The organism is Pseudomonas delhiensis (genome assembly GCF_900187975.1).
Lineage (GTDB): Bacteria > Pseudomonadota > Gammaproteobacteria > Pseudomonadales > Pseudomonadaceae > Pseudomonas > Pseudomonas delhiensis.
Genome location: NZ_FZPC01000021.1, coordinates 126,706 through 151,673, shown reverse-complemented (window position 1 = coordinate 151,673; position 24,968 = coordinate 126,706). Strand labels below are relative to the sequence as shown.

Sequence of the window (24,968 nt, the reverse complement as noted above, 5' to 3'; positions counted from 1 at the left end):
CTGGACGAACACGAGCGAAATGATCGATACCTGACGATGCGAGTGTCACCCATGTGACTGAACTCATTTGTTACCCATGTGCTTGTCCTCTACATGCCCCGACATACGGGCCCGATGGAGCCGGGCTACCCTCGCGAATTCCCCCGCCACGGAGGCCCGCCCCGAGGGTACGTCCCTGTAGCCCATCGGGGCTCTCGCGACATCCATGTCGCATGACCTCCTGAGCGCCGGTTTCGCTCGGCCTTCTGAAGGGGCGTTCCGGTGCGCGCGGAGGTTTCTCTGGAAATCCAAAAAACCAGAGCAAGAGCGGGCGTGCTCTTCGTAGGAGCGAGCTTGCTCGCGAACCCTGGCTCCGCTCCCCCTCCCTAACCCTCCCCCGCAAGCGGGAGAGGGGACTGTTCGGCGTGAAGCGGAATCACGAAGCTCCCGAGTTCCCCCGTAGGGCGCATAACGCCTACGGCGTTATCCGCCGAATCGCGGACAGAGTCCGCTCCTACGGTTCCAGGAAGCACGGATGTAGGAGCGGACTCCGTCCGCGATTGGATTCACCGGCCACGCCGGACGTCTCGTCGGCACGGCCAACGGCGGATAACCGCGAACGGTTATGCGCCCTACGGTCGGGCATGGTCGCAGGCTGCCCCGGGCTACCCGGCGGCACCTGGATCACTGCACCTGCGCCACCGGCTGTGCCGCAGCCAGCCTGGCGGCGGCCGCCAGGTAGTCCGGCTTGGCCCAGTCGGCGGCCTTGAAGTCGCGGCGGATCAGGCCGTACTGCTTGGCGGCCTGGATCGAAGCGTCGAGCTGGCCGAGGAAGCCGGCGTCCAGCTGCGGCGACAGGGCGTCGGCCAGCGGGCGGTCCTTGTATTCGGTCTGCAGGATGATCGGCGGGTAGCCGGCCTGGTTCGACACCAGGTCGATGAAGGCCGCGTGGTTGGCTTCGGCACCGGCCCAGGCCAGGGCCTGCAGTTCCACCTTGAGCAGGCGCTGGGTGATTTCCGGGTGGGCGTCGACGAAGGCGCCGTTGCCCACCAGCACCGCCTGCAGGGTGCCGGCGCCGCCGAGGTCGCGGGTGCTCAGGGGGATTTCCGCCAGGCCCTTCTCGCGCAGGGCGAAGAGGCCGGCCAGGCCCCAGGTGGCATCGATCTGCCTGGCCGCGAGGGCCGCCAGGGCGGCGTTGAAGTCCAGGCTGATGACCTTCAGGTCCTTCTCGCCCAACCCGACGCTGGCCAGGGCGTTGTCGAACGACAACTGGCTGGCGGTGCCGCGGAAGATGCCCACGCGCTTGCCCTTGAGGTCGGCCAGGGTCTTGATCCCCGAGCCCGGCTGCACGCCCAGGTAGTGGTTGACGCCGCGCCCGGTGGCGGCCAGCAGGCGGGTGTCCAGGCCGCTGGCCTTGCCGATGATGGCGGCCAGGTCGCCGAGGTAGGCGAAGTCCACCTGGCCGTTGGCGAAGGCCTCGTTGATGACCGGGCCGGCGCCCTTGAAGTAGGTCCACTTGATCTCGATGCCGTCGTTGGCGAACTCCTTCTCCAGCAGCTTGCGGGTATGGAGCACGTCGACGATGCCGCCGCCGGAATGGTTCTGCCCGGCGCCCACGTCGGGCACGGCGATGCGGATTTCCTTCAGCGGCTCGGCGGCGCTGGTGAACGGGGCGTAGGCGCCGAGCAGCCCGGCGAGCACCGGGGCGGCGAAGAGCGACAGCAACTGGTGGGTGAGGGCCTTCATGGCGCCTGCCTCCTGCGGGGGAATGGGAGGGGCACTAAGGCAGGTCGCGGCCGATTAATAAAATAATAAAAATTCATTTTTTAATAATTTAAAGAGATAAGTCAGCCGCCATCCGCGCTGCCGGGCGAATGCGCGCAAGGCATAAAAAATATTCGTCGAATGCATTGGCCGCACCGGGGAGGCTTCCCTTAAATGGGACTTCTTAGCTCATAAATGCATTGATAGATTTTTTCATATTCCAATGAAGAATATTTCTAAGGCGCTCGCCTTGCCTGTGCCCAGCCCCTCAAGCGCCGTCGCCTCGCAGCGTCTGGCGCGCCTCGCCCCGCGCCTGCTGCCCTGGCTGTTGCCGCTGGCGCTGTTCGTCCTCTGGTGGCTGGCCGCCGCCCAGCACTGGATGTCCGCGCAGATACTGCCGGCGCCGACGCTGGTCTGGCAGAGCGCCCGCGAGCTGTTCGCCGGCGAGCTCTGGCAGCAACTGTGGATCAGCCTGCAGCGGCTGTTCTGGGGCCTGCTCGCCGGCATCGCCAGCGGCGCGGCGCTGGGTGCCTGGCTGGGTTTCAGCCGCAGCGCCGAGCGCTTCGTGCTGCCGACCTTCCTGGCCCTGGCGCAGGTTCCCACGCTCGCCTGGATTCCGCTGTTCATGCTGTTCTTCGGCATCGGCGAACTGCTCAAGCTGGTGGTGCTGGTCAAGGCGGTGATAGTCCCGGTGGCGCTGCACACCCTGGTCGGCGTACGCGATGCCCAGCCCAGGCTGCGCGAGGCCGCCGCCGTGCTGCGCCTGCCGACGCCGCTGCTGGTGCGCCGGCTGCTGCTGCCGGCGGCGCTGCCGGCCTTCCTCACCGGCGTGCGCCTGGCCCTGGCCCAGGGCTGGACCTCGCTGCTGGCGGTGGAGCTGCTGGCCTCCAGCGAGGGCATCGGCTACCTGATGGTGCAGAGCCGCCAGTTGTTCATGCTCGACGTGGTGTTCGTCTGCATCCTCGTCGTCGGCCTGGTGGGCGCGGCCATGGACCAGGGCATCCAGGCCCTGGAGCGGCGCCTGGTGCACTGGCCGCAGCAGGCCGCCGGCGAGTTCCGCCGCGGCGCCCGCGGCCAGGGCTGGCAGCGCCTGCAGCCCTGGCTGCTGCCGCTGGCGCTGCTCGGCCTGTGGCAGGCGGCGAGCGTCGCCCGATGGGTCGACCCGGCGATCCTCGCCAGCCCCGCCGCGGTGGTTGAGGCCACCCGGCAGGGCCTGCTCGACGGCAGCCTGCCCGCGGCCCTGCTGGCCAGCCTGAAGCGTTCGCTGCTGGGCCTGCTGCTGGGCGGTGGCGCCGGTTTCCTGCTGGGCCTGGCGCTGGGCCTGTGGCGCCCGGCGGAGCGCCTGCTCGGCCCGTCGTTCTCGGCCTTGCGCCAGGTGGCGATCTTCGCCTGGGTGCCGCTACTCACCGCCTGGTTCGGCCTGGGCGAGGCGGCCAAGGTGGTGTTCGTCGCCCTGGCCAGCTTCTTCCCGCTGCTGCTGGCCACCCAGCGCGGCATCGCCAGCCTGCCGGCGCAACTGGGCGAGGCCGCCCGGGTGCTGCGCCTGTCGAGCTGGCAGCGCCTGCGCCGGCTGGTGCTGCCGGGGGCGGCGCCGTCGATCTTCGCCGGCCTGCGCCTGGGCCTGATCTACGCCTGGCTGGGCACCATCGGCGCCGAGTACTTCATGCCCTCGGATGGCGGCATCGGCAGCCTGATGATCGGCGCCCAGCAGCTGTTCCGCATGGACCTGGTCAGCGCCGGGATGCTCCTGGTCGGCCTCACCGGCGCCCTGCTCGGCGCCCTCGGACAACGCATCGAAGCGCGCGCCACGCGCTGGAGACACGCATGAACGCTTTCACTTCCGCGCCGCTGGTGAGCTTCCGCCAGGTCGGCAAGAGCTTCCCGGTGGACGGCCGGCAACTGGAGGCCATCCAGCGCTTCGACCTGGACATCGCCGAGGGCGAGTTCATCGCCATCGTCGGCGCCAGCGGCTGCGGCAAGTCCACCCTGCTGCGCCTGCTGGTGGGCCTGGACCGCGAGTATCGCGGCGAGATCCGCATCGGCGACAAGGCCATCGACGGCATCGGCGGCGAGCGCGGCATCGTGTTCCAGGAGCACCGCCTGTTCCCCTGGCTGACGGTGGAGCAGAACGTCGCCCTGGGCCTGGTCAACGAGCCGCTGAGCGAGACCGGCAAGGCGCGCAAGGTCGCCGACTACCTGGAACTGGTGGGCCTGTCGGCCTTCCACCGCGCCTACCCGCACCAGCTTTCCGGCGGCATGGCCCAGCGCGTGGCCATCGCCCGCGGGCTGGTGGCCAGCCCGCGCATCCTGCTGCTGGACGAACCCTTCGGCGCCCTCGACGCGCTGACCCGCCAGCAACTGCAGGAGGAACTGCTGCGCATCCGCGAGCGCGAGCGCATCACCACCCTGCTGGTGACCCACGACGTGGAGGAGGCGCTGTTCCTGGCCGACCGCGTGGTGGTCATGGCGCCGCGCCCGGGGCGCATCAAGCGCATCGTCGAGGTGCCCCTGGCACACCCGCGCGAGCGCGGCGGCTTCGACTTCCTGCGCCTGCGCGAGGAACTGCTGCACGAGCTGACCGGCGATGGCGACTACGTCGCGCCGCAACCCAGGCGGGTGGAGAACCTGCCGTTCGAGTTCATCGCCTGCTGAGGCGTCTCTTCTTTTCGTAGGAGCGAGCTTGCTCGCGAACAAACGCAGTGCCATGCGGTTCGCGAGCAAGCTCGCTCCTACAGGAAACTTCCCAAACACCGACCGAGTTTCGACATGAGCAAACGCCCCAACTTCCTGGTGATAGTCGCCGACGATCTCGGCTTCTCCGACATCGGCGCCTTCGGCGGCGAGATCGCCACGCCCAACCTCGACGCCCTGGCCCACGCCGGCCTGCGCCTGACCGACTTCCACACCGCGCCGACCTGCTCGCCGACGCGCTCGATGCTGCTCACCGGCACCGACCACCACATCGCCGGTATCGGCACCATGGCCGAGGCGCTGACCCCGGAGCTGGAGGGCAAGCCCGGCTACGAGGGCTACCTCAACGACCGCGTGGTGGCGCTGCCCGAACTGCTGCGCGAGGCCGGCTACCAGACGCTGATGGCCGGCAAGTGGCACCTGGGCCTGAAGGCCGAGCAGGCGCCCCACGCGCGCGGCTTCGAGCGCTCCTTCTCGCTGCTGCCCGGCGCCGCCAACCACTACGGCTACGAGCCGCCCTACGACGAAAGCACGCCGCGCATCCTCAAGGGCACGCCGGCGCTCTACATCGAGGACGACCAGTTCATCGACCAGTTGCCCGAGGGCTTCTATTCCTCCGACGCCTTCGGCGACAAGCTGCTGCAGTACCTCAAGCAACGCGACCAGGCGCGGCCGTTCTTCGCCTACCTGCCGTTCTCCGCGCCACACTGGCCGCTGCAGGCGCCCAAGGAGGTGGTGGAGAAGTACCGCGGGCGCTACGACGCCGGCCCCGAGGCGCTGCGCCAGGAGCGCCTGGCCCGGCTCAAGGCGCTGGGCCTGGTGGCGCACGACGTCGAGGCGCACCCGGTGGTCGCCATCAGCCGCGAGTGGGAGGCGCTGAGCGACGAGGAACGGGCCAAGTCGGCGCGGGCCATGGAGGTCTACGCGGCCATGGTCGAGCGCATGGACTGGAACATCGGCAGGGTGGTCGACTACCTGCGCCAGCAGGGCGAGCTGGACAACACCTTCGTCCTGTTCATGTCCGACAACGGCGCCGAGGGCGCGCTGCTGGAGGCCTTCCCGAAATTCGGCCCGGACCTGCTGGGTTTCCTCGACCAGCACTACGACAACAGCCTGGACAACATCGGCCGCGCCAACTCCTACGTCTGGTACGGCCCGCGCTGGGCCCAGGCGGCCACCGCGCCGTCGCGGCTGTTCAAGGCCTTCACCACCGAGGGCGGCATCCGCGTGCCGGCCTTCGTGCGCTACCCGCAGCTGTCGCGCCAGGGCGTGATCAGCGAGCAGTTCGCCACGGTCATGGACATCACCCCGACCCTTCTCGACCTGGCCGGCGTGCGCCACCCCGGCAAACGCTGGCGCGGCCGCGAGGTCGCCGAGCCGCGCGGCAAGTCCTGGCTGGGCTGGCTGTCCGGCGAGACCGAGCGCGCCCACGACGAGAAGACCGTGACCGGCTGGGAGCTGTTCGGCATGCGCGCCATCCGCCAGGGCGACTGGAAGGCGGTGTACATCCCCGCGCCGGTGGGCCCGGCCAGTTGGCAGCTGTACGACCTGGCCAAGGACCCGGGCGAGGTCCACGACCTGGCCGAGGCGCAGCCGGGCAAGCTGGCCGAGTTGATCGAACACTGGAAACAGTACGTCAACGAGACCGGCGTGGTGGAGGGGGCTTCGCCGTTCCTGGTGAAGTGATGCGCTGAGCGACGAAAAGCCCCGGGCAGCGATGCCCGGGGTTTTTGTTTTGTAGTCCGCGGTACCAGGGAGGCACAGTTGTAGGAGCGGGCCCTGCCCGCGAATCGCGCGCAGGGCGCACTCCTATGGGAATGGCGATATCCGCGGTGATTCGTCGTTGGGAACGGCGGATAACGCCGTAGGCGTTATGCGCCCTACGGTCGATATGACCGACCCCAAGGCTCTTTCGCGAAGATAAAAAAAGGCCGCTTTCCCCTGCCTGAGTTGAAGAAAGCGACCTGGAAGAACGGATGTTTCGATGGGGTATTGCAACGAAGAACAGCGATGAAACGCCTTAGCGCGCCGTGATCACCGACAGCTTGGTGATCCCGGCCTTTTCGATCGAGGCCATGGCCTTGGCCACCTGGCCGTAGTTCACGCCCTCGTCGGCCTGCAGCTGCACGCGCAGCTCCGGTTCCCTGGCCTTGGCCGCCTCCAGGCTGCCCTGCAGCAGCTCGGGCTGGATCTCGTCCTTGTTGATGAACCACTTGCCGGCGCCGTCGATGCTCACCACCAGCGGGTCCTTCTGTTCCGGCGGGGCCACCGATTCGGTCTTGGGCAGGTTGATCGGGATGGCGTTGGTCAGCAGCGGCGCGGTGACGATGAACACCACCAGCAGCACCAGCATCACGTCCACCAGCGGGGTGACGTTGATCTCGGAGAGAACCTCGTCGCTGTCCTGGGTCGAGAAGGCCATGTCAGCTCGCCTCCTTCACGTTCTTGCCGACGCCGGGCTTCCTGGCCGCGGCGGGGTGGACGATGACGCGGAAGGCGCTCTTCTGGGCGAGGCTGTAGAAGTCATGGGCGAAGTCGTCGAGGTCGGCCGCGGTGAGCTTCAGGCGGCGCAGGAAGTAGTTGTAGACCAGCACCGCGGGCACGGCGACGGCGATGCCCACGCCGGTGGCGATCAGCGCCGAGCCGATGGGGCCGGCCACGGTCTCCAGGCTCGCCGAGCCTGCGGCGCTGATGCCCTTGAGCGCTTCCATGATGCCCCACACGGTGCCGAACAGGCCGATGAAGGGCGAGGTGGAACCGATCGAGGCGAGCACCGCCAGGCCCGATTCCAGGGAGCGGCGCTCGCGCTGGATCTGCTGGCGCAGGGCGCGCTCCAGGCGGTCCTGGTGGTTGATCGACTGGGCCAGGTCGTGCTGGTTGCCGTCGGGCACCTGGATGGCGGCGAAGCCGGCCTGGGCCACCCGGGCGCCGGCGCCGGGCTGGCCGGCGGACTGCTCGCCGGCCGATTCGAGGCTGGTGGCGCCCCAGAACTGCTTCTGGAAGCGACGGTCCTGGGATTTCTGGCGGCCGAACTGGATGCCCTTGACCAGGGCCAGGCTCCAGGTGAGGACGGAGAAGCCGGCCAGCAGCCAGATCACCGCGCCTTCGACGGATTCCACGGGGTTGAGGGGCAGACTCATGGGGTTCTCTCCTGTGCGAACGGGTCGCAGATCAATTCAGTTTGAAGTCGATGGGCACGCTGACCCAGCCGTCCTGGGCCACGTCGCCGCGTTTGGCGGGCACGAACTTCCAGCGCTGCACGGCCTTGATCGCCGCCTGGTCGAGGGCCTCGCGGCCGCTGGAGGTCTGCACCTGGATTTCGCTCGGGCCGCCGCTGGCCAGCACGTGGACGCGCAGCAGCACCGTGCCTTCCCAGCCGCGGCGCTGCGCCAGGGCCGGGTATTCCGGCGCCGGGTTGTGCAGGTAGCCGGCGTGGGCCGAGGGCGGGGTGACCGGGGCCGGCGCCGGCGGAGCCGGGGGCGCGGGCGGTGCCGGCGGGGTTTCCGCCTTGGGCGGCGCGGGCGGCTGCTGCACCGGCTTGGGTTTGGGCTTGGCCACCGGTTTCGGCTTGGGCTTGGGCACCGGCTTGGGCGGCGGCGGCTTCACCGCGTTCTCGTCCACCACGGGCGGCGGCGGTTCTTCCACCACCGGCGGCGTTGGCTCGGGCGGCGGCGGTTCCACCACCGGCGGGGTGGGGGCGCTGAATTCGATGGTCATGGGCGGTACCTGCGGCGGCACCTCGGGCAGCCTGGGCGTGGGTTGCTGGCTCAGCCAGTAGGCCACGGAGCCATGCAGGGTCAGGACCAGCAGGCCGAGCAGCAGCGCTTCGCGGCGGCCCAGCACGCTGTGCTTCGCCGGCACGTGGCGCACCAGCTGCAGGGGCGGGCGCGGCGGCCGGCCCAGCTCGACCCTATCGCCACCGGACGCTGGGCGCAGGCGCGGGTCCTGCGCGACGGCGGGCTGGGGGTTGGCCATGGACGATCTCCTCGGGTTTCTAGCGACGACCTGGAAAAGCGCGGCGCCGTGGGGGCGCCGGGTTCGGACTGGATGATTGAGGGAGAGCCTTAGCTGTTAAAGTAATTGTTTGCCTTATTTAAATTTCCTTAGGGAATAAGCGATTCGCGCGGACCGCTGCAGGCGGCGTGGCACTAAGGCTTGGCGGATTCGCCGGATGCCCTCATGCCTTTGCGGCATGAAAAATATGCCCGCAGGGCAGGGCGCCGAGGCCCGTTCCAGAGCCTTCGCGACAGGGGCCGTCGCATCGCGTCAAGCCGACGCCGGCCCGCTCCCTAGACTCGGGGCCAACGGATGCGCGCCCGCCGGGTGCGCCCGTCCCGAGGAGCCGCCGCCATGCACAACGAAGCCATCGCTTTTCCCGAGGCCCATGCCCCGGCCCGCGCCGAGCTGGCCTGCGCCTTCCGCTGGGCCGCGCGCCTGGGTCTGCACGAGACCATCGCCAACCACTTCAGCCTGGCCGTGTCCGAGGACGGCCGGCGCTTCCTGATCAACCCCTACGGCCGGCACTTCTCGCGCATCCGCGCCCGCGACCTGCTGCTGCTGGACGCCGACGACCCATCGGCGCTGGAGCGCCCCGACGCCCCCGACATCACCGCCTGGGCGCTGCACGGCGCGCTGCACCGGCGCCACCCCCGTGCCCGCTGCATCCTCCACGTGCATTCGAAGTACGCCACCGCGCTGGCCTGCCTGGCGGACTCGCGGCTGCCGCCCATCGAGCAGAATGCCATGCGCTTCTTCGAGCGCGTGGCCATCGACGAAGGTTTCGACGGCATGGGCCTGGGCGACGAGGCCGAGCGGGTGAGCCGCCAACTGGGCGACAAGCCGATCCTGCTGATGGGCAACCACGGCGTGCTGGTGGCGGCGCCCAGCGTGGCCCAGGCCTTCGACGACCTGTACTACTTCGAGCGCGCCTGCGAGCTCTACCTCACCGCGCTGGCCACCGGCCGCCCGCTGCGCATCGCCAGCGACGAGGTGGCGCGCAAGACCGCGCGGCAGTGGCAGGACTACCCGGACTTCGCCCAGCGCCACTTCGCCGCGCTGCAGGGCATCCTCGACGAGGAGGAGCCGGACTACCGCAACTGAGCGGGCAGCCGGTCGTGCGCCAGGGGCTGGCGCATGACCGGCGCCTCCAGGCTCTGCGAGCGGTCGTTGCTCGGCGCGCAGCCGAAGCGCGCGCGGTAGGCGCGGGAGAAGTGCTCCAGCGAGCCGAAGCCGGCGCTGGCGGCGACCTGGGCGACGCTCATGCGCGTCTGCTGCAGCAGGTTGTGGGCCCGCGCCAGGCGCAGGGCCAGGTAGTACTTCAGCGGCGTCAGCCCGGTGTGCTGCATGAACTGCCGCTCCAGCTGGCGGCGCGACAGGCCGACGCGCTTGGCCAGCGCCTCGCAGCTCAGCGGTTCCTCCAGGTGCTGCTCCATCAGCGCGATGGCCCGCCCCAGGCGCCCGGCCTGGGCGTGCAGGCGGTGCTGGAAGCCGCTGACCTGGCCGACCTGGGGCTCGCGCACCCGTTCCACCAGCATGTGCATCGCCACCTCGCGGGCCAGGCCGGCGCCGGCCGCGCCCTCCAGCCAGCCCAGCATCATGTCCAGCACCGCGGTGGCGCCGGCGCAGGTCAGGCGCTTGCGGCCGACGCTGTATAGCTGCGCGCGGGCCTGCACGCGCGGGTAGCTTTCCTGGAAGCCCTGCAGGTTGTCCCAGTGCACCGCGGCGGGGTGGCCGTCGAGCACGCCGGCGGCGGCCAGCAGCTCGCTGCCGGTCTCGACGCCCATCAGCACCGCGCCGAACGCCGCCTGGCGCTTGAGCCAGGCCTTGAGCGCGGCGTCGCGGGCGTGGCGGTGCACGTCGAAGCTGGCGATCACCGCGCAGACGTCGAACTCGCCCGGCTCGCCGATGCCCTGCTGGGCGGCGGCGAGCAGGCCGTTGCTGGCCGGCACCGGCTTGCCGTCGAGCGACAGCAGCGTCCAGTCGAACAGCTTGCGCTGGGCCAGCCAGTTGGCGATGGACAGCGGTTCGATCAGCGCCGCCAGGCCGAAGCTGGAGAAGCACGGCATCAGCAGGATGCCGATGCGCTGGGGCTGGTTGGCGCGGTCTGTGGTGATCATGGCTGCATCCGGCACTGTGCTGGGCGGCGGCTGCTTCGGCCGGCGCCTCGTGGAGGGGAAAGGCCCGCGGCCTCTATGCAAAGGCAGCGGGCCGGGTTTGGCAAGGGCCGCGTCAGCGCTGGCAGTCTCGCCAGCGCGGGTGCAGCCACACCGGCGCGTCGCTGGGCGGCAGGGGCGTGCGGCCGAGGATCAGGTCGCTGGCCTTCTCGGCGATCATCACCGTCGGCGCGTTGGTGTTGCCGCTGACGATCTCCGGCATGATCGACGCGTCCACCACCCGCAAGCCGCGCAGGCCGTGCACCCGCAGCTGTGGGTCGACCACCGCCTCGGCGTCGCCGGCCGGGCCCATCTTGCAGGTGCCGCTGGCGTGGTAGCCGGTTTCCGTGACGCGGCGGGCCCAGGCGTCGAGCTGGGCATCGCTGAGCTGGTCGGCGCCGGGCACCAGTTCCTCGCCGGCGAAGGCGCGCATCGCCGGCTGCGCCAGCACCTCGCGCACCAGGCGGGCGCCGGCGCGCATGTCCTCGCGGTCGCGCTCGGTCTTCAGGTAGTTGAAGAGGATGCGCGGCGCCTGGCGCGGGTCGGCGCTGGCGAGCGCGACGCTGCCCAGGCTGGTGGGGCGCATCAGGTCGATGTGCACCTGGAAGGCGTGGCCGGGCACCAGGTCGACGCTGCCCGGCTGTACCGCCAGGGGCATGAAGGTCAGTTGCAGGTCGGGGTGCTCGACGCCGGCCCGCGAGCGGATGAAGGCGCCGGCCTCGAAGTGGTTGCTCGCCGCCAGGCCGTCGTGGCGGGCGAACCAGCGCGCGCCCACCAGCCATTTGCCCGGCGCGCGGGTCCAGGGGTAGATGCTCACCGGGCGCTTGCAGCGGTGCTGCACCACGGTGTCCGGGTGGTCGTTGAGGCGCTGGCCGACGCCGGGCAGGTCGTGCAGCGGGCGGATGCCCAGGCGCTGCAGCTCCTCGGCCGGGCCGACGCCGGAGAGCATCAGCAGCTGCGGCGAGTTGATCGCCCCGGCGCTCAGCAGCACCTCGCGGCGCGCGCGGACCTGCCGCAGCTGGCCGTCCATCTCGAACTCCACGCCGCAGGCCGCATCGCCGTCGAAGAGGATGCGCCGGCTCAGCGCCGAGGTCGCCACCGTCACGTTGCCGCCGGCCAGGGCTTCGGCCAGGTAGCCGCGCGCGGTGCTCCAGCGCCTGCCGTCGCGGGTGGTGCGGTCCACCGGGCCGAAGGCTTCCTGGCGCTCGCCGTTGAGGTCGGCGCTGTAGCCGTAGCCGGCTTCCTGGCCGGCTTCGAGGAAGGCCCGGCACAGCGGCGGCGAGACGTCGCCGGGGGTGACGTGCAGCGGCCCGTCGCCGCCACGGTAGGCATCGGCGCCGTCGCGGTGGCTCTGCGCGCGGCGGAAGTAGGGCAGCACCTCGCGGTAGCTCCAGCCTTCGCAGCCGCGCGCGGCCCAGCCGTCGTAGTCGCGGGCATGGCCGCGGATGTAGACCATGCCGTTGATCGACGAGGAGCCGCCCAGGGTGCGCCCGCGCGGGGTGCCGATGCGCCGGCCGTCGAGCCAGGGCTCCGGCTCGCTGGCATAGCGCCAGTTGTAGCGGGTGCCGCCGACCACTATGCCCACCGCCGAGGGCATGTCGATGGTCCAGCTGCGGTCCGCCGGGCCGGCCTCCAGGACCAGGATGCGCAGCGCCGGGTCCGCGCCCAGGCGCCGCGCCAGCACGCAGCCGGCCGAGCCGGCGCCGACGATGACGTAGTCGTACTCCTTGGCGAGCATGGCCTGTCTCCTCAGCGGATGCCGTCGAACACCAGCTTGTGGAAGTGGTGCACCAGGTGCTCGCTCTCGTTGCTGCGCTCGGCGTCGATCATGTAGCGGCCCTGGTCGTAGCCCAGCGAATGCAGGCCCTTCTGCACGCTGACGTTGAGTTCGATGTCTTCCGGGCCCAGTTCCTCGTTCATCCACTTCATGCAGGCGCGGGACACCGCCGGCGCTTCCTCGTGGGGGCTGTAGTAGCCGAAGCGCAGCAGCGAGCGCTCGGCGTCCAGCGGGATCATGATGAAGGTGCCGAGGAACTCGGAGAACGGGAAGGTGTAGAAGGTGTTGTTCGGCCACAGGCCGATGTTGAAGAAGCGTTCGTCGGGGTTGCGCGCACCCGTCAGCTTCACTCCGTAGGCCTCCTCGGCGGCGAGGTTGGCCGGGGCGATGTAGGTCCACCAGTTGTCGCGTTTGGTCAAGCGGTAGCCCTTGAAGTCGATGAGTTTGGCCAGATCTATGTGGCAGGGCCCGGAGAGCTTGAAGTGGTAGCCCTCGATGGAGTTGTCCATGATGACTTTCCAGTTGGCCGGGACTATCACGTCCTGCTCCTCGATCAGGCGCATCCTGCCAAGGTCCGGGAAGACCTCGCGCATTTCCCGGTCGGCGCCGGGGAACAGCTCGGCCATCGACGGCGCCTGCGCGTCGAAGTTGAAGTAGACGAAGCCGCCGAGTTCCTCGACGCGCAGTTTCGGGATGTTGAACCGCTGCTTGTCGAAGGCGACCAGCCGCTCGCTGCGCGGCGCGCTGCGCAGGCTGCCGTCCATCTCGTAGCACCAGGAGTGGTAGGCGCAGCGCAGCACCCGGGTGTCGGCGCCGCGGCGCACGTCCAGCAGGCGGTTGCCGCGGTGCTGGCAGACGTTGTGGAAGGCGTTGACCTTGCCGTCGTTGCCGCAGGCCACCACCACGCTCTGGTCGAAGATGTCGCAGACCACGAACTGCCCGGGCTCGGCGAATTCGTTGCGGTGCCCGGCCAGGTGCCAGGCGCTCATGAAGATGCGGTCGCGCTCGGCGGCGAAGATGGCCGGATCGAAGAAATAGCGCGAGGGGAGGGTGAAGGCTTCCTCCGGGCGCTGCTCGGCCCAGCCTTCGACGCAGGTGCTGTGCTTGATCTGCTCGACGGATTGCATGTCTGGTTTCCTCCAGGCACCGCCCCTCGGGATGGGGGCTCGTTGAGGAGCAATCTAGGGGAGCCCAACCGCGGGCTCTTGATGGAATGCGACAAGTTCCCGCGGCCGGCCGGCGCTTGCCTCCCGGCGGCTTTCCCCGCAAGATCGCGCGCTCGCTTTCGCGGCGATGTAAAATCGCCCCACAGCTGGTCGTACCCCCGCAGGTGCAGTGAAGACATGACGCAGATATCCGAACGCCTCCTGGTCCAGGCCCACCTCGCCGCCAAGCAGCCCCGTGTGCTGAGCGCGCAGGAAGAGGCCGAGTACCGCGCGGCCATCGCCGCCGAGCTGAAGGCGCAGAACGCCGTGCTGGTGGCGCACTACTATTGCGACCCGGTGATCCAGGCCCTGGCCGAGGAGACCGGCGGTTGCGTCTCCGACTCCCTGGAGATGGCCCGCTTCGGCAACCAGCACCCGGCGCAGACCGTGGTGGTGGCCGGGGTGCGCTTCATGGGCGAGACGGCGAAGATCCTCAACCCCGAGAAGCGCGTGCTGATGCCGACCCTGGACGCCACCTGCTCGCTGGACCTGGGCTGCCCGGTGGAGGAGTTCTCGGCCTTCTGCGACCAGCACCCGGAGCGCACCGTGGTGGTCTACGCCAACACCTCGGCGGCGGTGAAGGCGCGCGCCGACTGGGTGGTGACCTCCAGCTGCGCGGTGGAGATCGTCGAGCACCTGATGGACAACGGCGAGCCCATCCTCTGGGCCCCCGACCAGCACCTGGGGCGCTACATCCAGCGCGAGACCGGCGCCGACATGCTGCTCTGGGACGGCGCCTGCATCGTCCACGAGGAGTTCAAGGCCAAGCAGCTGGAAGACCTCAAGGCGCTGTACCCGGACGCGGCCATCCTGGTCCACCCCGAGTCGCCCGAGGCGGTGGTCGAGCTGGCCGACGCGGTGGGCTCCACCAGCCAGTTGATCAAGGCCGCGCAGACCCTGCCGAACAAGCGCTTCATCGTCGCCACCGACCGCGGCATCTTCTACAAGATGCAGCAGCTGTGCCCGGACAAGGAATTCATCGAGGCCCCCACCGCCGGCAACGGCGCGGCCTGCCGCAGCTGCGCGCACTGCCCGTGGATGGCCATGAACACCCTGGAACGCACCCTGGCCTGCCTGAAGGAAGGCAGCGGCGAGATCTTCGTCGACCCGGCGCTGATCCCGCGGGCCATCCGCCCGCTCAAGCGCATGCTGGAGTTCACCCAGGCCGCCAGGCTGAAGGTGGCGGGCAACGCCTGAGCCTTCCAGCGGACATGAAAAAGCCCGGCGATGCCGGGCTTTTCTTTTACTGTAGGAGCGCGCCCTGCGCGCGAATCGCGGGCAGGGCCCGCTCCTACAGGGGAATGGCGCGGGTGGGGTTGCGTAGGTGCGGATCTCATCCGCGAATCGCGCCGGGACGTCCGGCTATCGCGGACAAGGTCTCCTACCCTGCCGGCGGGCATTGCTTCTCGTAGGAGCGAGCTTGCTCGCGAATAAGCCCCGCAGCGGAGCCTGTTCGCGAGCAAGCTCGCTCCTACGAAGAGCCCGCAATCGCCCCTACGACCGCGACCCGGCCGCCAGGCCGGTTAGCCGCGCATCATTTCCTTGAGGATCTTCTCCTGCTCGCGGAACGCCTGCTGGCGCGCGTCCAGCTTGGCCGCCAGGGTGAAGTTGCCGCCGGCGCGGCGCTTGGCGAAGTCCAGCTGCTCGATGGCCGAGGGGTAGTCGCCGGTCAGCGCCAGGTACTCGGCGCGGGCCTGGTGCACGCCGATGGCGTTGCCGTCGATGGTGCGGGCGTCGGCCAGGCGGCTCCAGACGTCCGGGTCCAGCGGGCGGTCCTGGCTCAGCTTGAGCAGGATCTTCTCGGCGTCGGCGGCCTTGTTCTGCTTGAGCAGGATGTCGGCCTGGGCCTGGATCAGCGGGTAGTTGCCGGGGTACTGGCCGAGCAGGCGCTGCACCCGGGCGAGGGCGTCGCCGAGCTTGTTGGCGGTGATGTCCAGGTCGACCTGGGCCAGGTTGTAGGGCACGTCGTTGGGCGCCTTGGCCAGCAGTTGCTGGAGGGTGGCGCGGGCATCGTTGAGCTGGCCGACGCGGATCTGCGACAGCGCCAGGCCGTAGCGCGCGGCGTCGAGCTTGGGGTTGTCGTCGAGCATGGCGCGGAAGCGCTTGCCGGCGATGCCCGGGGTTTCCTCGAAGAGCAGCTGCACGCGGGCGCGCATCTGCTGGTAGCGCAGCGAGTCTTCCCTGCCGCCTTGCGGGTACTGCTCGGCGCGGTTGCGGGTGTCGGCGATACGCGAGTCGGTCACCGGGTGGGTGAGGAGGAATTCCGGCGGCCGGGCGTCGTAGCGGTACTGCCGCGCCAGGCGCTCGAACATGGTCGGCATGGAGCGCGGGTCGTAGCCGGCGCGGACCATGTTGGTCACCCCGACGCGGTCGGCTTCCTGTTCGTTCTGCCGGGAGAAGCGCAGTTGGTTCTGGATCGCCGCCGCCTGGGTCGAGGCGATGGCGGCGATGCCGGCGTCCCCGGCGCCCGCCGCGGCGGCCACGATGCCGGCGAGCATCGCCGCCATCACCGGCAACTGCATCTGCTTCTGCGCTTCCAGGCCACGGGCGAAGTGGCGCTGGATCAGGTGGCCGAGTTCGTGGGCCAGCACCGCGGCGTACTCGCCTTCGGTCTGGGCGTAGAGGAACAGGCCGCCGTTGACGCCGATGACGCCGCCGGGGGCGGCGAAGGCGTTGATCTGCGGGTCCCTGATCAGGATGAAGGCCAGGCGGTGGTCCTGCAGGTCGCTGGTTTCCGCCAGGCGGTAGACGCTGCTTTCGACGAAGTCCTTGAGCTGGGTGTCATTGATCGAGTCGACCTGGTTGCGCAGCATGCTCAGCCAGGCACGGCCGAGCTGGAACTCCTGCTCCGGCGAGACGATGGACGAGCTGGCGTCGCCCAGGGCGGGCAGGTCGTCGGCCAGGGTGGGCATGGCCAGCAGGCAGGCAAGCGACAGCAGGGCGGGGCGCAGTACTTTCATGTACAAGGGCTCGATCCGGGAAAGCCTCTACTTTAGCCGCAGGCCGTCGCCACTGCCTAGGTTGGCGGGCGCTGGCCGCGCGGCCGGGCGCGGGCCGGATGGTTCGTTGTAGCCCGCGCGCATGAAGGTTTGCTTAACGCCGCGGGCCGGGCAGTTTTCCAACGGATTCGGTATTCTTGAGCGCCCACTGCGGAGTGTTCGCCATGCCTTCTGTCTCGTCCGCTGAAATCTCTTGTGACGCGGAACTGGACGCCAGCGGTCTCAATTGTCCCTTGCCCCTGCTCAAGGCCAAGCTGGAACTCAACCGCCTGGCCAGTGGCCAGGTGCTCAAGGTGACGGCCACCGACGCCGGCTCGCAGCGCGATTTCCGCGCCTTCGCCCAGTTGGCCGGGCACCAGTTGCTGCGCGAAGAGGTCGAAGACGGCCTGTACCGCTACTGGTTGCGCAAGAAATAGCCCGCCCCGGGGCGCCCGGGACGGCGCCCTCATCGATCGCAGGAACCCCGATGCTCAAAGTTCTGCAAGGCTGGATGCAGCGCTACTTTTCCGACGAGGAAGCAGTGGTGCTGGCGGTCATCCTGGCCCTTGGCTTCACCGTCATCCTGGCCTTCGGCAGCATGCTCGCGCCGGTGCTCGCGGCCATGGTCATCGCCTTCCTGATCAAGGGCCTGCAGGGCCACCTGGAACGCCTGCGGGTGCCGCGGCTGTTCGCCCTGTGGCTGGTCTACGCGCTGTTCCTGGGCATGCTCGCGCTGTTCCTGCTGGTGCTGGTGCCGCTGGTCTGGAAGCAGCTGTTCACCCTGTTCAACGAGCTGCCGCGGATGTTCGGCGAATGGCAGTCGGTGCTGCTGATGCTGCCCGAGCGCTACCCGGCGATGGTCACCGAGGAACAGGTGCTGCGCCTGATCGAGACCGCGCGCAGCGAGCTGGGCCAGCTCGGCCAGTGGGCGCTGACCTTTTCCCTGTCGGGCCTGCCGGTGGTGGTCAACGTGATGATCTACCTGGTGCTGGTGCCGATCCTGGTGTTCTTCTTCCTCAAGGACCGCCGGCGCTTCTACAACTGGTTCCGCAGCTACCTGCCGCGCGAGCGCGGGCTGATGAAGCAGGTGTGGGCGGAGATGGACAAGCAGATCGCCAACTACATCCGTGGCAAGGTGATCGAGATCATCATCACCGGCGGCGTCACCTACGTGGCCTTCGTCGCCCTGGGCCTGAACTACGCGGCGCTGCTGGCCCTGCTGGTCGGCCTGTCGGTGGTGGTGCCCTACATAGGCGCGGTGGTGGTGAGCGTGCCGGTGGCGCTGATCGCCCTGTTCCAGTGGGGCTGGAGCGACCAGTTCATCTACCTGATGGCCGCCCACGCGGTGATCCAGGCGCTGGACGGCAACGTGCTGGTGCCGCTGCTGTTCTCCGAGGCGGTGAACCTGCACCCGGTGGCGATCATCTGCGCGGTGCTGCTGTTCGGCGGCCTGTGGGGCTTCTGGGGGGTGTTCTTCGCCATCCCCCTGGCCACCCTGGTCAAGGCGGTGCTCGACGCCTGGCCGCGGCAGGCGGAGCCGCAGCCCCAGGTCAGCCCGATGATGTGAACGAAAAAGGCCGCTCGAAAGCGTAATGCTGTTCACTTAAGCGTTTAACGCTTGGCGGGCTACTCCAGAAACCCGCTGCCAGTCATCTGGCAGCGGGTTGTTTGTATGTTTTTCAGCCACTCCGAGAGGGCTCGACACCAGAATCGACCCACAGAAGCTAGAAAACAGACCAAGAAAAACGCCGCGACTCCCATGGGAGTCGCGGCGTTTTTCTTAAGTGAACAGCATTACGCTCGAAAGCGGCCTTTTTCATGGGCGGCGGGATCAGGCCTTGGCCAGTTCCTGCGCGGCGCCGAGCACCTCGTCGACGTGGCCGGGCACCTTGACCCCGCGCCACTCGCGGCGCAGCACGCCCTTGGCGTCGATCAGGAAGGTGCTGCGGTCCACGCCCAGGTATTCCTTGCCGTAGAGCTTCTTCAGCTTGATCACGTCGAACAGCTGGCACAGCGCCTCGTCCTTGTCGCTGATCAGCTCGAAGGGGAAGCACTGCTTGGCCTTGAAGTTCTCATGGGACTTCAGGCCGTCGCGGGACACGCCGAAGATCACCGTGTTGGCCTTGGCGAAGGCCTCGATCTTGTCGCGGAAGCCCTGGCCTTCGGTGGTGCAGCCCGGGGTGCTGTCCTTGGGGTAGAAGTACAGCACCACCTGCCGGCCCTTCAGGGCCGAGAGCTGCACCTGCTGGCCGCTGGTGGCCGGGGCCTGGAAATCGGCGACGGGTTTGTCGAGTTCGACAGCCATGGGGCTCTCCTTGGAAACAATGGGGCCTTACGGGTGCTGCGGGCGCCAGGGCTCGATCAGCGCGTCCAGGTTCAGGGCGTCGGCGAAATCGAGGAACTGGTCGCGCAGCCAACTGATCTGGGTGCCGGCCGGCAGCGTCACGGTGATGGTGGCGTTGAGCATGCTGGTGTTGGTGTGCGGCGCCTGGTAGGTGTCGCAGGTCAGGTTCTCCAGCTCGATGTTGTGGTCGATGAAGAACTGGCACAGCTCGTTGAGGATGTCCGGGCGGTACACCGCGCTGACGTACGCCACGTAGGGCAGGGCCTGGGCGCGGGTGACGTGGGCGTTGCTGCGGGTGACGCTGAGGGTGAAGGCGTGGCGCTTGGCCAGTGCCGGCAGGCCGCCCTCGAGGCGGGCCAGGGCGTCCCAGCTGCCGGATACCTGGAGCACCAGCGCGCTGAACTCGCCATGGCGGGTCAGGCGGCTGCTGACGACCGAGCAGCGGTTGTCCACGCAGGTGCGGCAGAGCACGCTGGTCAGCTCCATGGGGTTGGGCCCCAGGGCACTGATCAGCAGGAATTGTTCACGGGGGTGTGAGGCGGACATGCAGCTTTCCTGGGATGGGCGGCCAAGAGGGCCGCGTCGACAAAGGGGAAAGGGTAGCGAAAAGCGGCCGCCAGGGGAATGTCCGGCGTGCGCCGCACGCCGTGCTCAGCTTGTGCAAGGCAGGTGGCACCAGTACCATTACGGCTTTCTTTTTCCGGCAGGAGCGGTTGCATGATTGCGGGCAGTATGGTGGCGCTGGTCACCCCCTTCGATGCTCAGGGTCGACTGGACTGGGACAGCCTTGCCAAGCTGGTGGACTTCCACCTGCAGGAAGGCACCAACGCCATAGTCGCCGTCGGCACCACCGGTGAGTCGGCGACCCTCGACGTGGCCGAGCACCTCGAGGTCATCCGCCGCGTGGTCGACCAGGTCAAGGGCCGCATCCCGGTGATCGCCGGTACCGGCGCCAACTCCACCCGCGAGGCGGTCGAGCTGACCGAGGCGGCCAAGAGCGGCGGCGCCGATGCCTGCCTGCTGGTCACCCCGTACTACAACAAGCCGACCCAGGAAGGCCTGTACCAGCACTTCCGCCACATCGCCGAAGCCGTGGCCATCCCGCAGATCCTCTACAACGTGCCCGGCCGCACCGCCTGCGACATGCTGCCGGAGACCGTCGAGCGCCTGTCCAAGGTGCCGAACATCATCGGCATCAAGGAAGCCACCGGCGACCTGCAGCGCGGCAAGGAAGTGCTGGACCGCGTCGGCAAGGACTTCCTGGTCTACTCCGGCGACGACGCCACCGCCGTCGAGCTGATGCTGATGGGCGGCAAGGGCAACATCTCGGTGACCGCCAACGTCGCCCCGCGCGCCATGAGCGAGCTGTGCGCCGCCGCCATGCGCGGTGACGCCGCCGCCGCGCGCGCCATCAACGACCGCCTGATGCCGCTGCACAAGGCGCTGTTCATCGAATCCAACCCCATTCCGGTGAAATGGGCCCTGCACGAGATGGGCCTGATCCCCGAGGGCATCCGCCTGCCCCTGACCTGGCTCAGCCCCCGTTGCCACGAGCCGCTGCGTCAGGCCATGCGCCAGACCGGCGTGCTGGCCTGAGGAGCATCGCGCATGAAGCGACTGGCAGGACTGACCGCGCTCGCCCTGGTCATCGGCAACACTTCCGGCTGCGGCTGGCTGTGGGGCAAGGATGGCTATTTCCGTGACCGTGGCACCGACTACCTGGATTCCCGGCAGACCGGGCCGATGAAGGTGCCCGAAGGGCTGCAGAGCAAGCAGCTCGACCCGCTGCTGCCGATCCCGATGAACATCGCCGACAGCCACGAGAAGGCCGGCGAGTTCGAGGTGCCGCGCCCGGTGCCCCTGGCCAACGCCGCCAGCTCCAGCGACTACAGCCTGCAGAAGAGCGGCGACTCGCGCTGGCTGATCGCCCAGCGCCCGCCGGCGGAAGTCTGGCCGGTGGCCCACCAGTTCTTCCAGGACAACGGCTTCTCCTTCGCCGACGAGCGCCCGCAGACCGGCGAGTTCTCCACCAACTGGCAGCCGCTGACGCAGCTCTCCGCGCCCCTGGCCCGCCGCCTGGGCAGCCGCGTCGCCGGCGTCGACCCGAGCAGCGAGGCACGCGTGCGCGTGCGCATCGAGCCGGGCGTGCAGACCAACACCAGCGAAGTCTACGTCCTCAGCGAAACCCGTCCGGCCGGCAGCAGCGCCAGCGCCGACTGGCCGAGCAAGCCGGCGGTGCCGGCGCTGGACGCCGCACTGCTCGACGAAATGCTCGCCAACATGTCCACCAGCGCCGAGAAGGGCGGTTCGGTGTCGCTGCTGGCCGCGCATTCCACCTACGACACCCCCGGCAGCGTGAACCTGGAGAAGGACGGCAACGGCAACCCGATGCTGACCCTCGACTCCGACTTCGACCGCGCCTGGGTCAGCGTCGGCCGCGCCCTGGAACGCGCCGACATCCGCGTCGACGACCTCAACCGCAGCCTGGGCGTTTACTACGTGAACGTCGCCGAGGGCGCGAAGAAGCTCGAGGAAGCGAAGAAGCCCGGCTTCTTCAGCCGCCTGTTCGGCGCCAGCGAAGAGAAGGCCAAGGCCGAGGAAGACGCCAAGGCGCAGCGCTACCAGGTACGCCTGACCACCGTGAGCAACACGGTGCAGGTCACCCTCGACAAGGACATCAACACCTCCGCGCCGGCCGACGTCGCGCAGAGCGTCCTGGAAAAACTTCAAGAGAGCATGCGCAATGCGTTTCGCGGTCCTGGGGAGCGGAAGCCGGGGCAATTCGGCCTTGGTGACCAGTTCTGACACCCGGGTACTGATCGATTGCGGCTTTCCGCTGCGTGAAACCCTGAAACGACTGGCTCGCCTGGGTGTACAACCCGGCGAGCTGGACGCCATCCTGGTGACCCACGAGCATTCCGATCATGTCCACGGCGTCGAACTGCTGGCTCGGCATTACGGTACGCCGGTGTACCTCAGCGACGGCACCCTGCGCGGGCTGCGCAAGCCGCTGCAGCCGGCGGGCCTGCTCAAGGCCGGCCAGCGCCTGCAGCTCAAGGGCCTGGAAGTGACCGCGGTGGGCGTGGCCCACGATGCCCGCGAGCCGTTGCAATACGTGATTTCCGATGGCCGGCGGCGTTTCGGCCAGCTCACCGACCTGGGCAGCGTCACCGCCGAGGTGCTGGAGTGCTATCGTGGCCTGGATGCCCTGGTGGTGGAGGCCAACCACGACAGCGACATGCTGGCGCGCGGCCCCTATCCCTACCCGCTGAAGGTCCGTGTGGGCGGCCAGTGGGGACACCTGAACAACCAGCAATCCGCGCAGTTCGTCGCGGAATTGGGCTGGGAAGGGCTGCAGCACCTGGTGCTGGCCCACCTCAGCGAAAAGAACAACACGCCGCAGCTGGCCCGGCAATGTTTCGTCGACACCCTCGGGTGCGACCCGGACTGGCTGCAGGTAGCCGATCAGCATTCGGGGCTGGACTGGCGCGAGATCGCCTGACCCCCTTCCAACCTAGCAAGCGGAGCCCATCATGGAAAAACGCGAAGAACTCTATCGCGGCAAGGCCAAATCGGTTTACACCACCGACGACCCCGACCGCCTCGTCCTGCTGTTCCGCAACGACACCTCGGCGTTCGACGGCAAGCGCATCGAGCAGCTGGACCGCAAGGGCATGGTGAACAACAAGTTCAACGCCTTCATCATGCAGAAGCTGGAAGCGGCGGGCATCCCGACCCAGTTCGACAAGCTGCTGGCCGACAACGAAGTGCTGGTGAAGAAACTGGCGATGATCCCGGTCGAGTGCGTGGTGCGCAACTACGCCGCCGGCAGCCTGGTGCGCCGCCTGGGCGTGGAAGAGGGCCTGCAGCTCAACCCGCCGACCTTCGAGCTGTTCCTGAAGAACGACGCCCTGGGCGACCCTTTCATCAACGAATCCCACGTCCAGGCCTTCGGCTGGGCAACCCTGGAGCAGTTGGCGCAGATGAAAGCCTACTCCTTCAAGGTCAACGAAGTGCTGAGCAAGCTGTTCGACGACGCCGGCCTGCTGCTGGTGGACTTCAAGCTGGAATTCGGCGTGTTCCACGGCCAGATCGTCCTGGGCGACGAATTCAGCCCCGACGGCTGCCGCCTGTGGGACAAGGAAACCCGCAAGAAGATGGACAAGGACCGCTTCCGCCAGGGCCTGGGCGGCGTGATCGAGGCCTACGAGGAAGTGGCGCAGCGCCTGGGCGTACCGCTCTGACCCGTTCCAGGCGCGCAAGCATCTGATAGCACGCGAAAATTTCTCGAAAGAAGGCTTCGCGTTCGCCAATCAAGCTGGTATGATGCGCGCCGCACGGAGAGATGCCGGAGTGGTCGAACGGGACGGATTCGAAATCCGTTGAGTCAGCAATGGCTCCTAGGGTTCAAATCCCTATCTCTCCGCCATTACATATGGCCGAAGCCCCTGAAATGCTTAGCGTTTCAGGGGCTTTGTCTTTTCCGGGATCCGTTTAGGACAGTTTTAGGACGGGCTCGTGTTCCAAATCCCTCCTGATCCCTCCATGCCGAGTTTCGGAATCCCATTGCCAGAGAAACCAGGCGGCCTATGACATGATCGCCAGGCCTGGCTGTGGTTGCTATTCGGTCTGAATTCAGACTACGCTGCCACTTCATCCCGGCCAGCTTCATTGGGAAGATCGTTTTCCCATGCTCGCCAGGCATCATTTGCGCTGCACAGTCCGAATATCTCGGCGCTCTCTGTGAGGAGGCCTGCCCATGCGGGTCGAGACAATCAGCTATTTGAAGCGACACGCTGCGGACCTGGAGCTTGACGAGCCCATGGTCGTTACACAGAACGGCGTGCCCACCCTGGTGGTGGAGTCCTACGCGGAGCACAAGCGTCGCGACCAGGCGATTGCCTTGGTCAAGCTGCTTGCCATGGGCTCGCGTGAGTACACCGAAGGCAAGCATTGCTCCGTTGATGAGCTGAAGGCCCGCCTGGTCAAAAGGCGCGCACAGCAGTAAGCGCCAATGACGGGACTCGATGTTCGCTTCACCGAGACCGCAGCCTTCAGTCTCCAAGACCAGGAAGACCACCTGGCGGAGCACCATGCCGCCGAAACCGCTGCGGCCAAGATCGATGCATTGATCGACACCATCCTGACGAAGCTGCAGGCCGCTCCCGTGGGTTATCCGGTCAGCCGCCAGGCGAGCGACTTCGGGATTACTCGTTACCGAGAACTCAACCACGACGGATACCGCGTGTTCTACGAGGTGTTCGAACGCGACAAGGCTATTGCCGTCGAGCTGGTTCTACGGCAGAAGCAGGATGTCGAAGCCGCGCTTATCCGCTACTGCCTGATCGGGATCTGACCTTCGACCCCTGTCGGAAGCAAATCGTGTTTGAGGCTATCTGTATTCATGTGCCGCCCTGGCTGAAACATCGCCAGTCAATCGGGTAGCTGAATCTTCAAGCCGCGGGCCGACTGTATGGCCACGTAATAAGCGTCCTTCAGGGCCCTGGCTAGTTCTGGATCGTTTTCTTCGAATTCCTTCGATGCAATGGCACCGATGCTGAGTTGGTGAAGTTTGGATTTGTCCTGTTCCCGCCCTTCGAATACGGCTTTTACATAATCGAGTTGGTCAAGCAACGTTCCATGCATTGGGTTGCGCGGGCAGGCCTTGTTCCGCTCCGCTGTGAGATCGATCGCCCTCTGCACATAGGCGAGGGGGGTTGTGGGTTTCATGGGGTTCCCGGTGCTATCAGTGGATGGAAGGGGCGATTGATTCAGATGTCACGCGATTGCGAATCCGCATCGGACCTCAGTGCCTTGAGCTTTCGCTGCAACCGGATGTTCTGACAGCCCAGGGCTATGATGAGTGCAGCCGAAAAGAGGGACCAGGCGTTCTGCCCGAGGTAATGGAAGAATGCCCAGGCGAGCCCGGCCGCCAGCAGGCTCGCAAGAATCAGCAGGATACGGTCCTTCACACGTAGGCCCTCCATGTCATGGCTCGTCATGCGCCTGGCGGCATGGTTCGATCATACAGGCCGGGTTGTTCCTGATACCGGGTGCACTTCGAAACTGTACAACCCC

At 67.8% G+C, this 24,968-nt stretch carries 25 protein-coding genes and 1 tRNA gene; 14 read left to right on the top strand and 12 right to left on the bottom strand.

The genetic code is table 11. The annotated features are described in order from the left end of the window. Positions 1-663: 663 nt before the first annotated feature. On the bottom strand, positions 664-1,725 hold the full coding sequence (locus tag CHC02_RS19775; protein ID WP_089393136.1) for an ABC transporter substrate-binding protein: 1,062 nt from the start codon (positions 1,723-1,725) through the stop codon (positions 664-666). Between the two features lie 241 nt (positions 1,726-1,966). On the opposite strand from CHC02_RS19775, the gene CHC02_RS19770 reads away from it, so the two are divergent. The 3 genes from CHC02_RS19770 to CHC02_RS19760 all read left to right on the top strand — a co-directional run bounded on the left by CHC02_RS19770 (position 1,967) and on the right by CHC02_RS19760 (position 6,120). Then, the gene (locus CHC02_RS19770; RefSeq protein WP_089393135.1) at positions 1,967-3,571 is read left to right on the top strand and encodes an ABC transporter permease; all 1,605 of its coding nucleotides are present in this window, start codon (positions 1,967-1,969) and stop codon (positions 3,569-3,571) included. Next, the gene (locus CHC02_RS19765) at positions 3,568-4,395 is read left to right on the top strand and encodes an ABC transporter ATP-binding protein (RefSeq protein ID WP_089393134.1); all 828 of its coding nucleotides are present in this window, start codon (positions 3,568-3,570) and stop codon (positions 4,393-4,395) included. Before CHC02_RS19770 ends, CHC02_RS19765 begins: the two co-directional genes overlap by 4 nt. Positions 4,396-4,509: 114 nt before the next feature. Further along, positions 4,510-6,120: an arylsulfatase gene (locus tag CHC02_RS19760; protein WP_089393133.1), complete on the top strand. Its 1,611-nt coding sequence runs from the start codon at positions 4,510-4,512 to the stop codon at positions 6,118-6,120. 334 nt (positions 6,121-6,454) lie between these two features. Here CHC02_RS19760 and CHC02_RS19755 read toward each other — a convergent pair whose 3' ends face one another. The 3 genes from CHC02_RS19755 to CHC02_RS19745 are packed head-to-tail and all read right to left on the bottom strand — an operon-like array spanning position 6,455 to position 8,409. Next, positions 6,455-6,856: an ExbD/TolR family protein gene (locus CHC02_RS19755; protein WP_089393132.1), complete on the bottom strand. Its 402-nt coding sequence runs from the start codon at positions 6,854-6,856 to the stop codon at positions 6,455-6,457. 1 nt (position 6,857) lies between these two features. After that, positions 6,858-7,574 (bottom strand): MotA/TolQ/ExbB proton channel family protein, encoded by a 717-nt coding sequence (locus CHC02_RS19750; protein ID WP_089393131.1) that lies wholly within the window; start codon positions 7,572-7,574, stop codon positions 6,858-6,860. Positions 7,575-7,605: 31 nt separating this feature from the next. Next, positions 7,606-8,409, bottom strand: coding sequence for an energy transducer TonB (locus CHC02_RS19745; RefSeq protein WP_089393130.1), 804 nt, complete (start codon positions 8,407-8,409; stop codon positions 7,606-7,608). 375 nt (positions 8,410-8,784) lie between these two features. Here CHC02_RS19745 and CHC02_RS19740 point away from each other — a divergent pair, with 375 nt between their 5' ends. Beyond that, complete coding sequence (locus tag CHC02_RS19740) at positions 8,785-9,534, top strand: class II aldolase and adducin N-terminal domain-containing protein (protein WP_089393129.1); 750 nt, start codon at positions 8,785-8,787, stop codon at positions 9,532-9,534. Here CHC02_RS19740 and CHC02_RS19735 read toward each other — a convergent pair. The 3 genes from CHC02_RS19735 to CHC02_RS19725 all read right to left on the bottom strand — a co-directional run bounded on the left by CHC02_RS19735 (position 9,522) and on the right by CHC02_RS19725 (position 13,490). Then, entirely contained in the window at positions 9,522-10,550 is a 1,029-nt protein-coding gene (locus CHC02_RS19735) for a GlxA family transcriptional regulator (RefSeq protein WP_089393128.1), read from the bottom strand. The genes CHC02_RS19740 and CHC02_RS19735 overlap by 13 nt on opposite strands. 112 nt (positions 10,551-10,662) lie before the next feature. Continuing rightward, positions 10,663-12,324 carry a choline dehydrogenase gene (locus tag CHC02_RS19730; RefSeq protein ID WP_089393127.1) on the bottom strand — a complete coding sequence of 554 codons (1,662 nt, stop codon included), beginning with the start codon at positions 12,322-12,324 and terminating at the stop codon, positions 10,663-10,665. Between the two features lie 11 nt (positions 12,325-12,335). Continuing rightward, positions 12,336-13,490 (bottom strand): aromatic ring-hydroxylating oxygenase subunit alpha, encoded by a 1,155-nt coding sequence (locus tag CHC02_RS19725; RefSeq protein WP_089393126.1) that lies wholly within the window; start codon positions 13,488-13,490, stop codon positions 12,336-12,338. 216 nt (positions 13,491-13,706) lie between these two features. On the opposite strand from CHC02_RS19725, the gene nadA reads away from it, so the two are divergent. Beyond that, positions 13,707-14,765 carry a quinolinate synthase NadA gene (gene nadA / locus CHC02_RS19720; RefSeq protein WP_089393125.1) on the top strand — a complete coding sequence of 353 codons (1,059 nt, stop codon included), beginning with the start codon at positions 13,707-13,709 and terminating at the stop codon, positions 14,763-14,765. A gap of 326 nt (positions 14,766-15,091) precedes the next feature. Here the strand turns inward: nadA and CHC02_RS19715 are convergent, their stop codons facing one another. Next, the gene (locus CHC02_RS19715; protein WP_089393124.1) at positions 15,092-16,528 is read right to left on the bottom strand and encodes a M48 family metalloprotease; all 1,437 of its coding nucleotides are present in this window, start codon (positions 16,526-16,528) and stop codon (positions 15,092-15,094) included. Positions 16,529-16,731: 203 nt separating this feature from the next. Here CHC02_RS19715 and CHC02_RS19710 point away from each other — a divergent pair, with 203 nt between their 5' ends. Then, complete coding sequence (locus tag CHC02_RS19710) at positions 16,732-16,983, top strand: sulfurtransferase TusA family protein (protein WP_089393123.1); 252 nt, start codon at positions 16,732-16,734, stop codon at positions 16,981-16,983. Between the two features lie 50 nt (positions 16,984-17,033). Further along, positions 17,034-18,113, top strand: coding sequence for an AI-2E family transporter (locus CHC02_RS19705; protein WP_089393122.1), 1,080 nt, complete (start codon positions 17,034-17,036; stop codon positions 18,111-18,113). Between the two features lie 264 nt (positions 18,114-18,377). On the opposite strand, the gene CHC02_RS19700 is transcribed toward CHC02_RS19705, so the two are convergent. Both CHC02_RS19700 and CHC02_RS19695 read right to left on the bottom strand, forming a co-directional pair. Beyond that, positions 18,378-18,851 (bottom strand): peroxiredoxin, encoded by a 474-nt coding sequence (locus tag CHC02_RS19700; RefSeq protein ID WP_089393121.1) that lies wholly within the window; start codon positions 18,849-18,851, stop codon positions 18,378-18,380. A 27-nt stretch (positions 18,852-18,878) separates the two neighbouring features. Continuing rightward, on the bottom strand, positions 18,879-19,436 hold the full coding sequence (locus tag CHC02_RS19695; RefSeq protein WP_058072912.1) for a glycine cleavage system transcriptional repressor: 558 nt from the start codon (positions 19,434-19,436) through the stop codon (positions 18,879-18,881). A 171-nt stretch (positions 19,437-19,607) separates the two neighbouring features. Between CHC02_RS19695 and dapA the strand changes: the two genes are divergently transcribed. The 7 genes from dapA to CHC02_RS19660 all read left to right on the top strand — a co-directional run bounded on the left by dapA (position 19,608) and on the right by CHC02_RS19660 (position 24,246). Next, the gene (gene dapA, locus CHC02_RS19690) at positions 19,608-20,486 is read left to right on the top strand and encodes a 4-hydroxy-tetrahydrodipicolinate synthase (protein ID WP_089393120.1); all 879 of its coding nucleotides are present in this window, start codon (positions 19,608-19,610) and stop codon (positions 20,484-20,486) included. 12 nt (positions 20,487-20,498) lie between these two features. Then, the gene (bamC, locus tag CHC02_RS19685; RefSeq protein ID WP_089393119.1) at positions 20,499-21,695 is read left to right on the top strand and encodes an outer membrane protein assembly factor BamC; all 1,197 of its coding nucleotides are present in this window, start codon (positions 20,499-20,501) and stop codon (positions 21,693-21,695) included. Beyond that, positions 21,634-22,392, top strand: coding sequence for an MBL fold metallo-hydrolase (locus tag CHC02_RS19680; RefSeq protein WP_089393118.1), 759 nt, complete (start codon positions 21,634-21,636; stop codon positions 22,390-22,392). The genes bamC and CHC02_RS19680 overlap by 62 nt, the downstream gene beginning before the upstream one ends. Positions 22,393-22,423: 31 nt before the next feature. Continuing rightward, positions 22,424-23,134, top strand: a complete 711-nt coding sequence (purC, locus tag CHC02_RS19675; protein ID WP_009620599.1) for a phosphoribosylaminoimidazolesuccinocarboxamide synthase — start codon at positions 22,424-22,426, stop codon at positions 23,132-23,134. A 95-nt stretch (positions 23,135-23,229) separates the two neighbouring features. Further along, positions 23,230-23,319 (top strand) — tRNA-Ser (locus CHC02_RS19670). A gap of 330 nt (positions 23,320-23,649) precedes the next feature. Continuing rightward, the gene (locus tag CHC02_RS19665; RefSeq protein WP_089393117.1) at positions 23,650-23,898 is read left to right on the top strand and encodes a type II toxin-antitoxin system Phd/YefM family antitoxin; all 249 of its coding nucleotides are present in this window, start codon (positions 23,650-23,652) and stop codon (positions 23,896-23,898) included. A gap of 6 nt (positions 23,899-23,904) precedes the next feature. Beyond that, complete coding sequence (locus tag CHC02_RS19660) at positions 23,905-24,246, top strand: type II toxin-antitoxin system RelE/ParE family toxin (RefSeq protein ID WP_089393116.1); 342 nt, start codon at positions 23,905-23,907, stop codon at positions 24,244-24,246. Positions 24,247-24,323: 77 nt separating this feature from the next. Here the strand turns inward: CHC02_RS19660 and CHC02_RS19655 are convergent, their stop codons facing one another. Continuing rightward, on the bottom strand, positions 24,324-24,620 hold the full coding sequence (locus CHC02_RS19655) for an immunity protein Tsi6 family protein (RefSeq protein WP_089393115.1): 297 nt from the start codon (positions 24,618-24,620) through the stop codon (positions 24,324-24,326). Positions 24,621-24,661: 41 nt separating this feature from the next. After that, positions 24,662-24,862, bottom strand: a complete 201-nt coding sequence (locus CHC02_RS19650) for a hypothetical protein (RefSeq protein WP_139210215.1) — start codon at positions 24,860-24,862, stop codon at positions 24,662-24,664. Positions 24,863-24,968 lie beyond the last annotated feature (106 nt).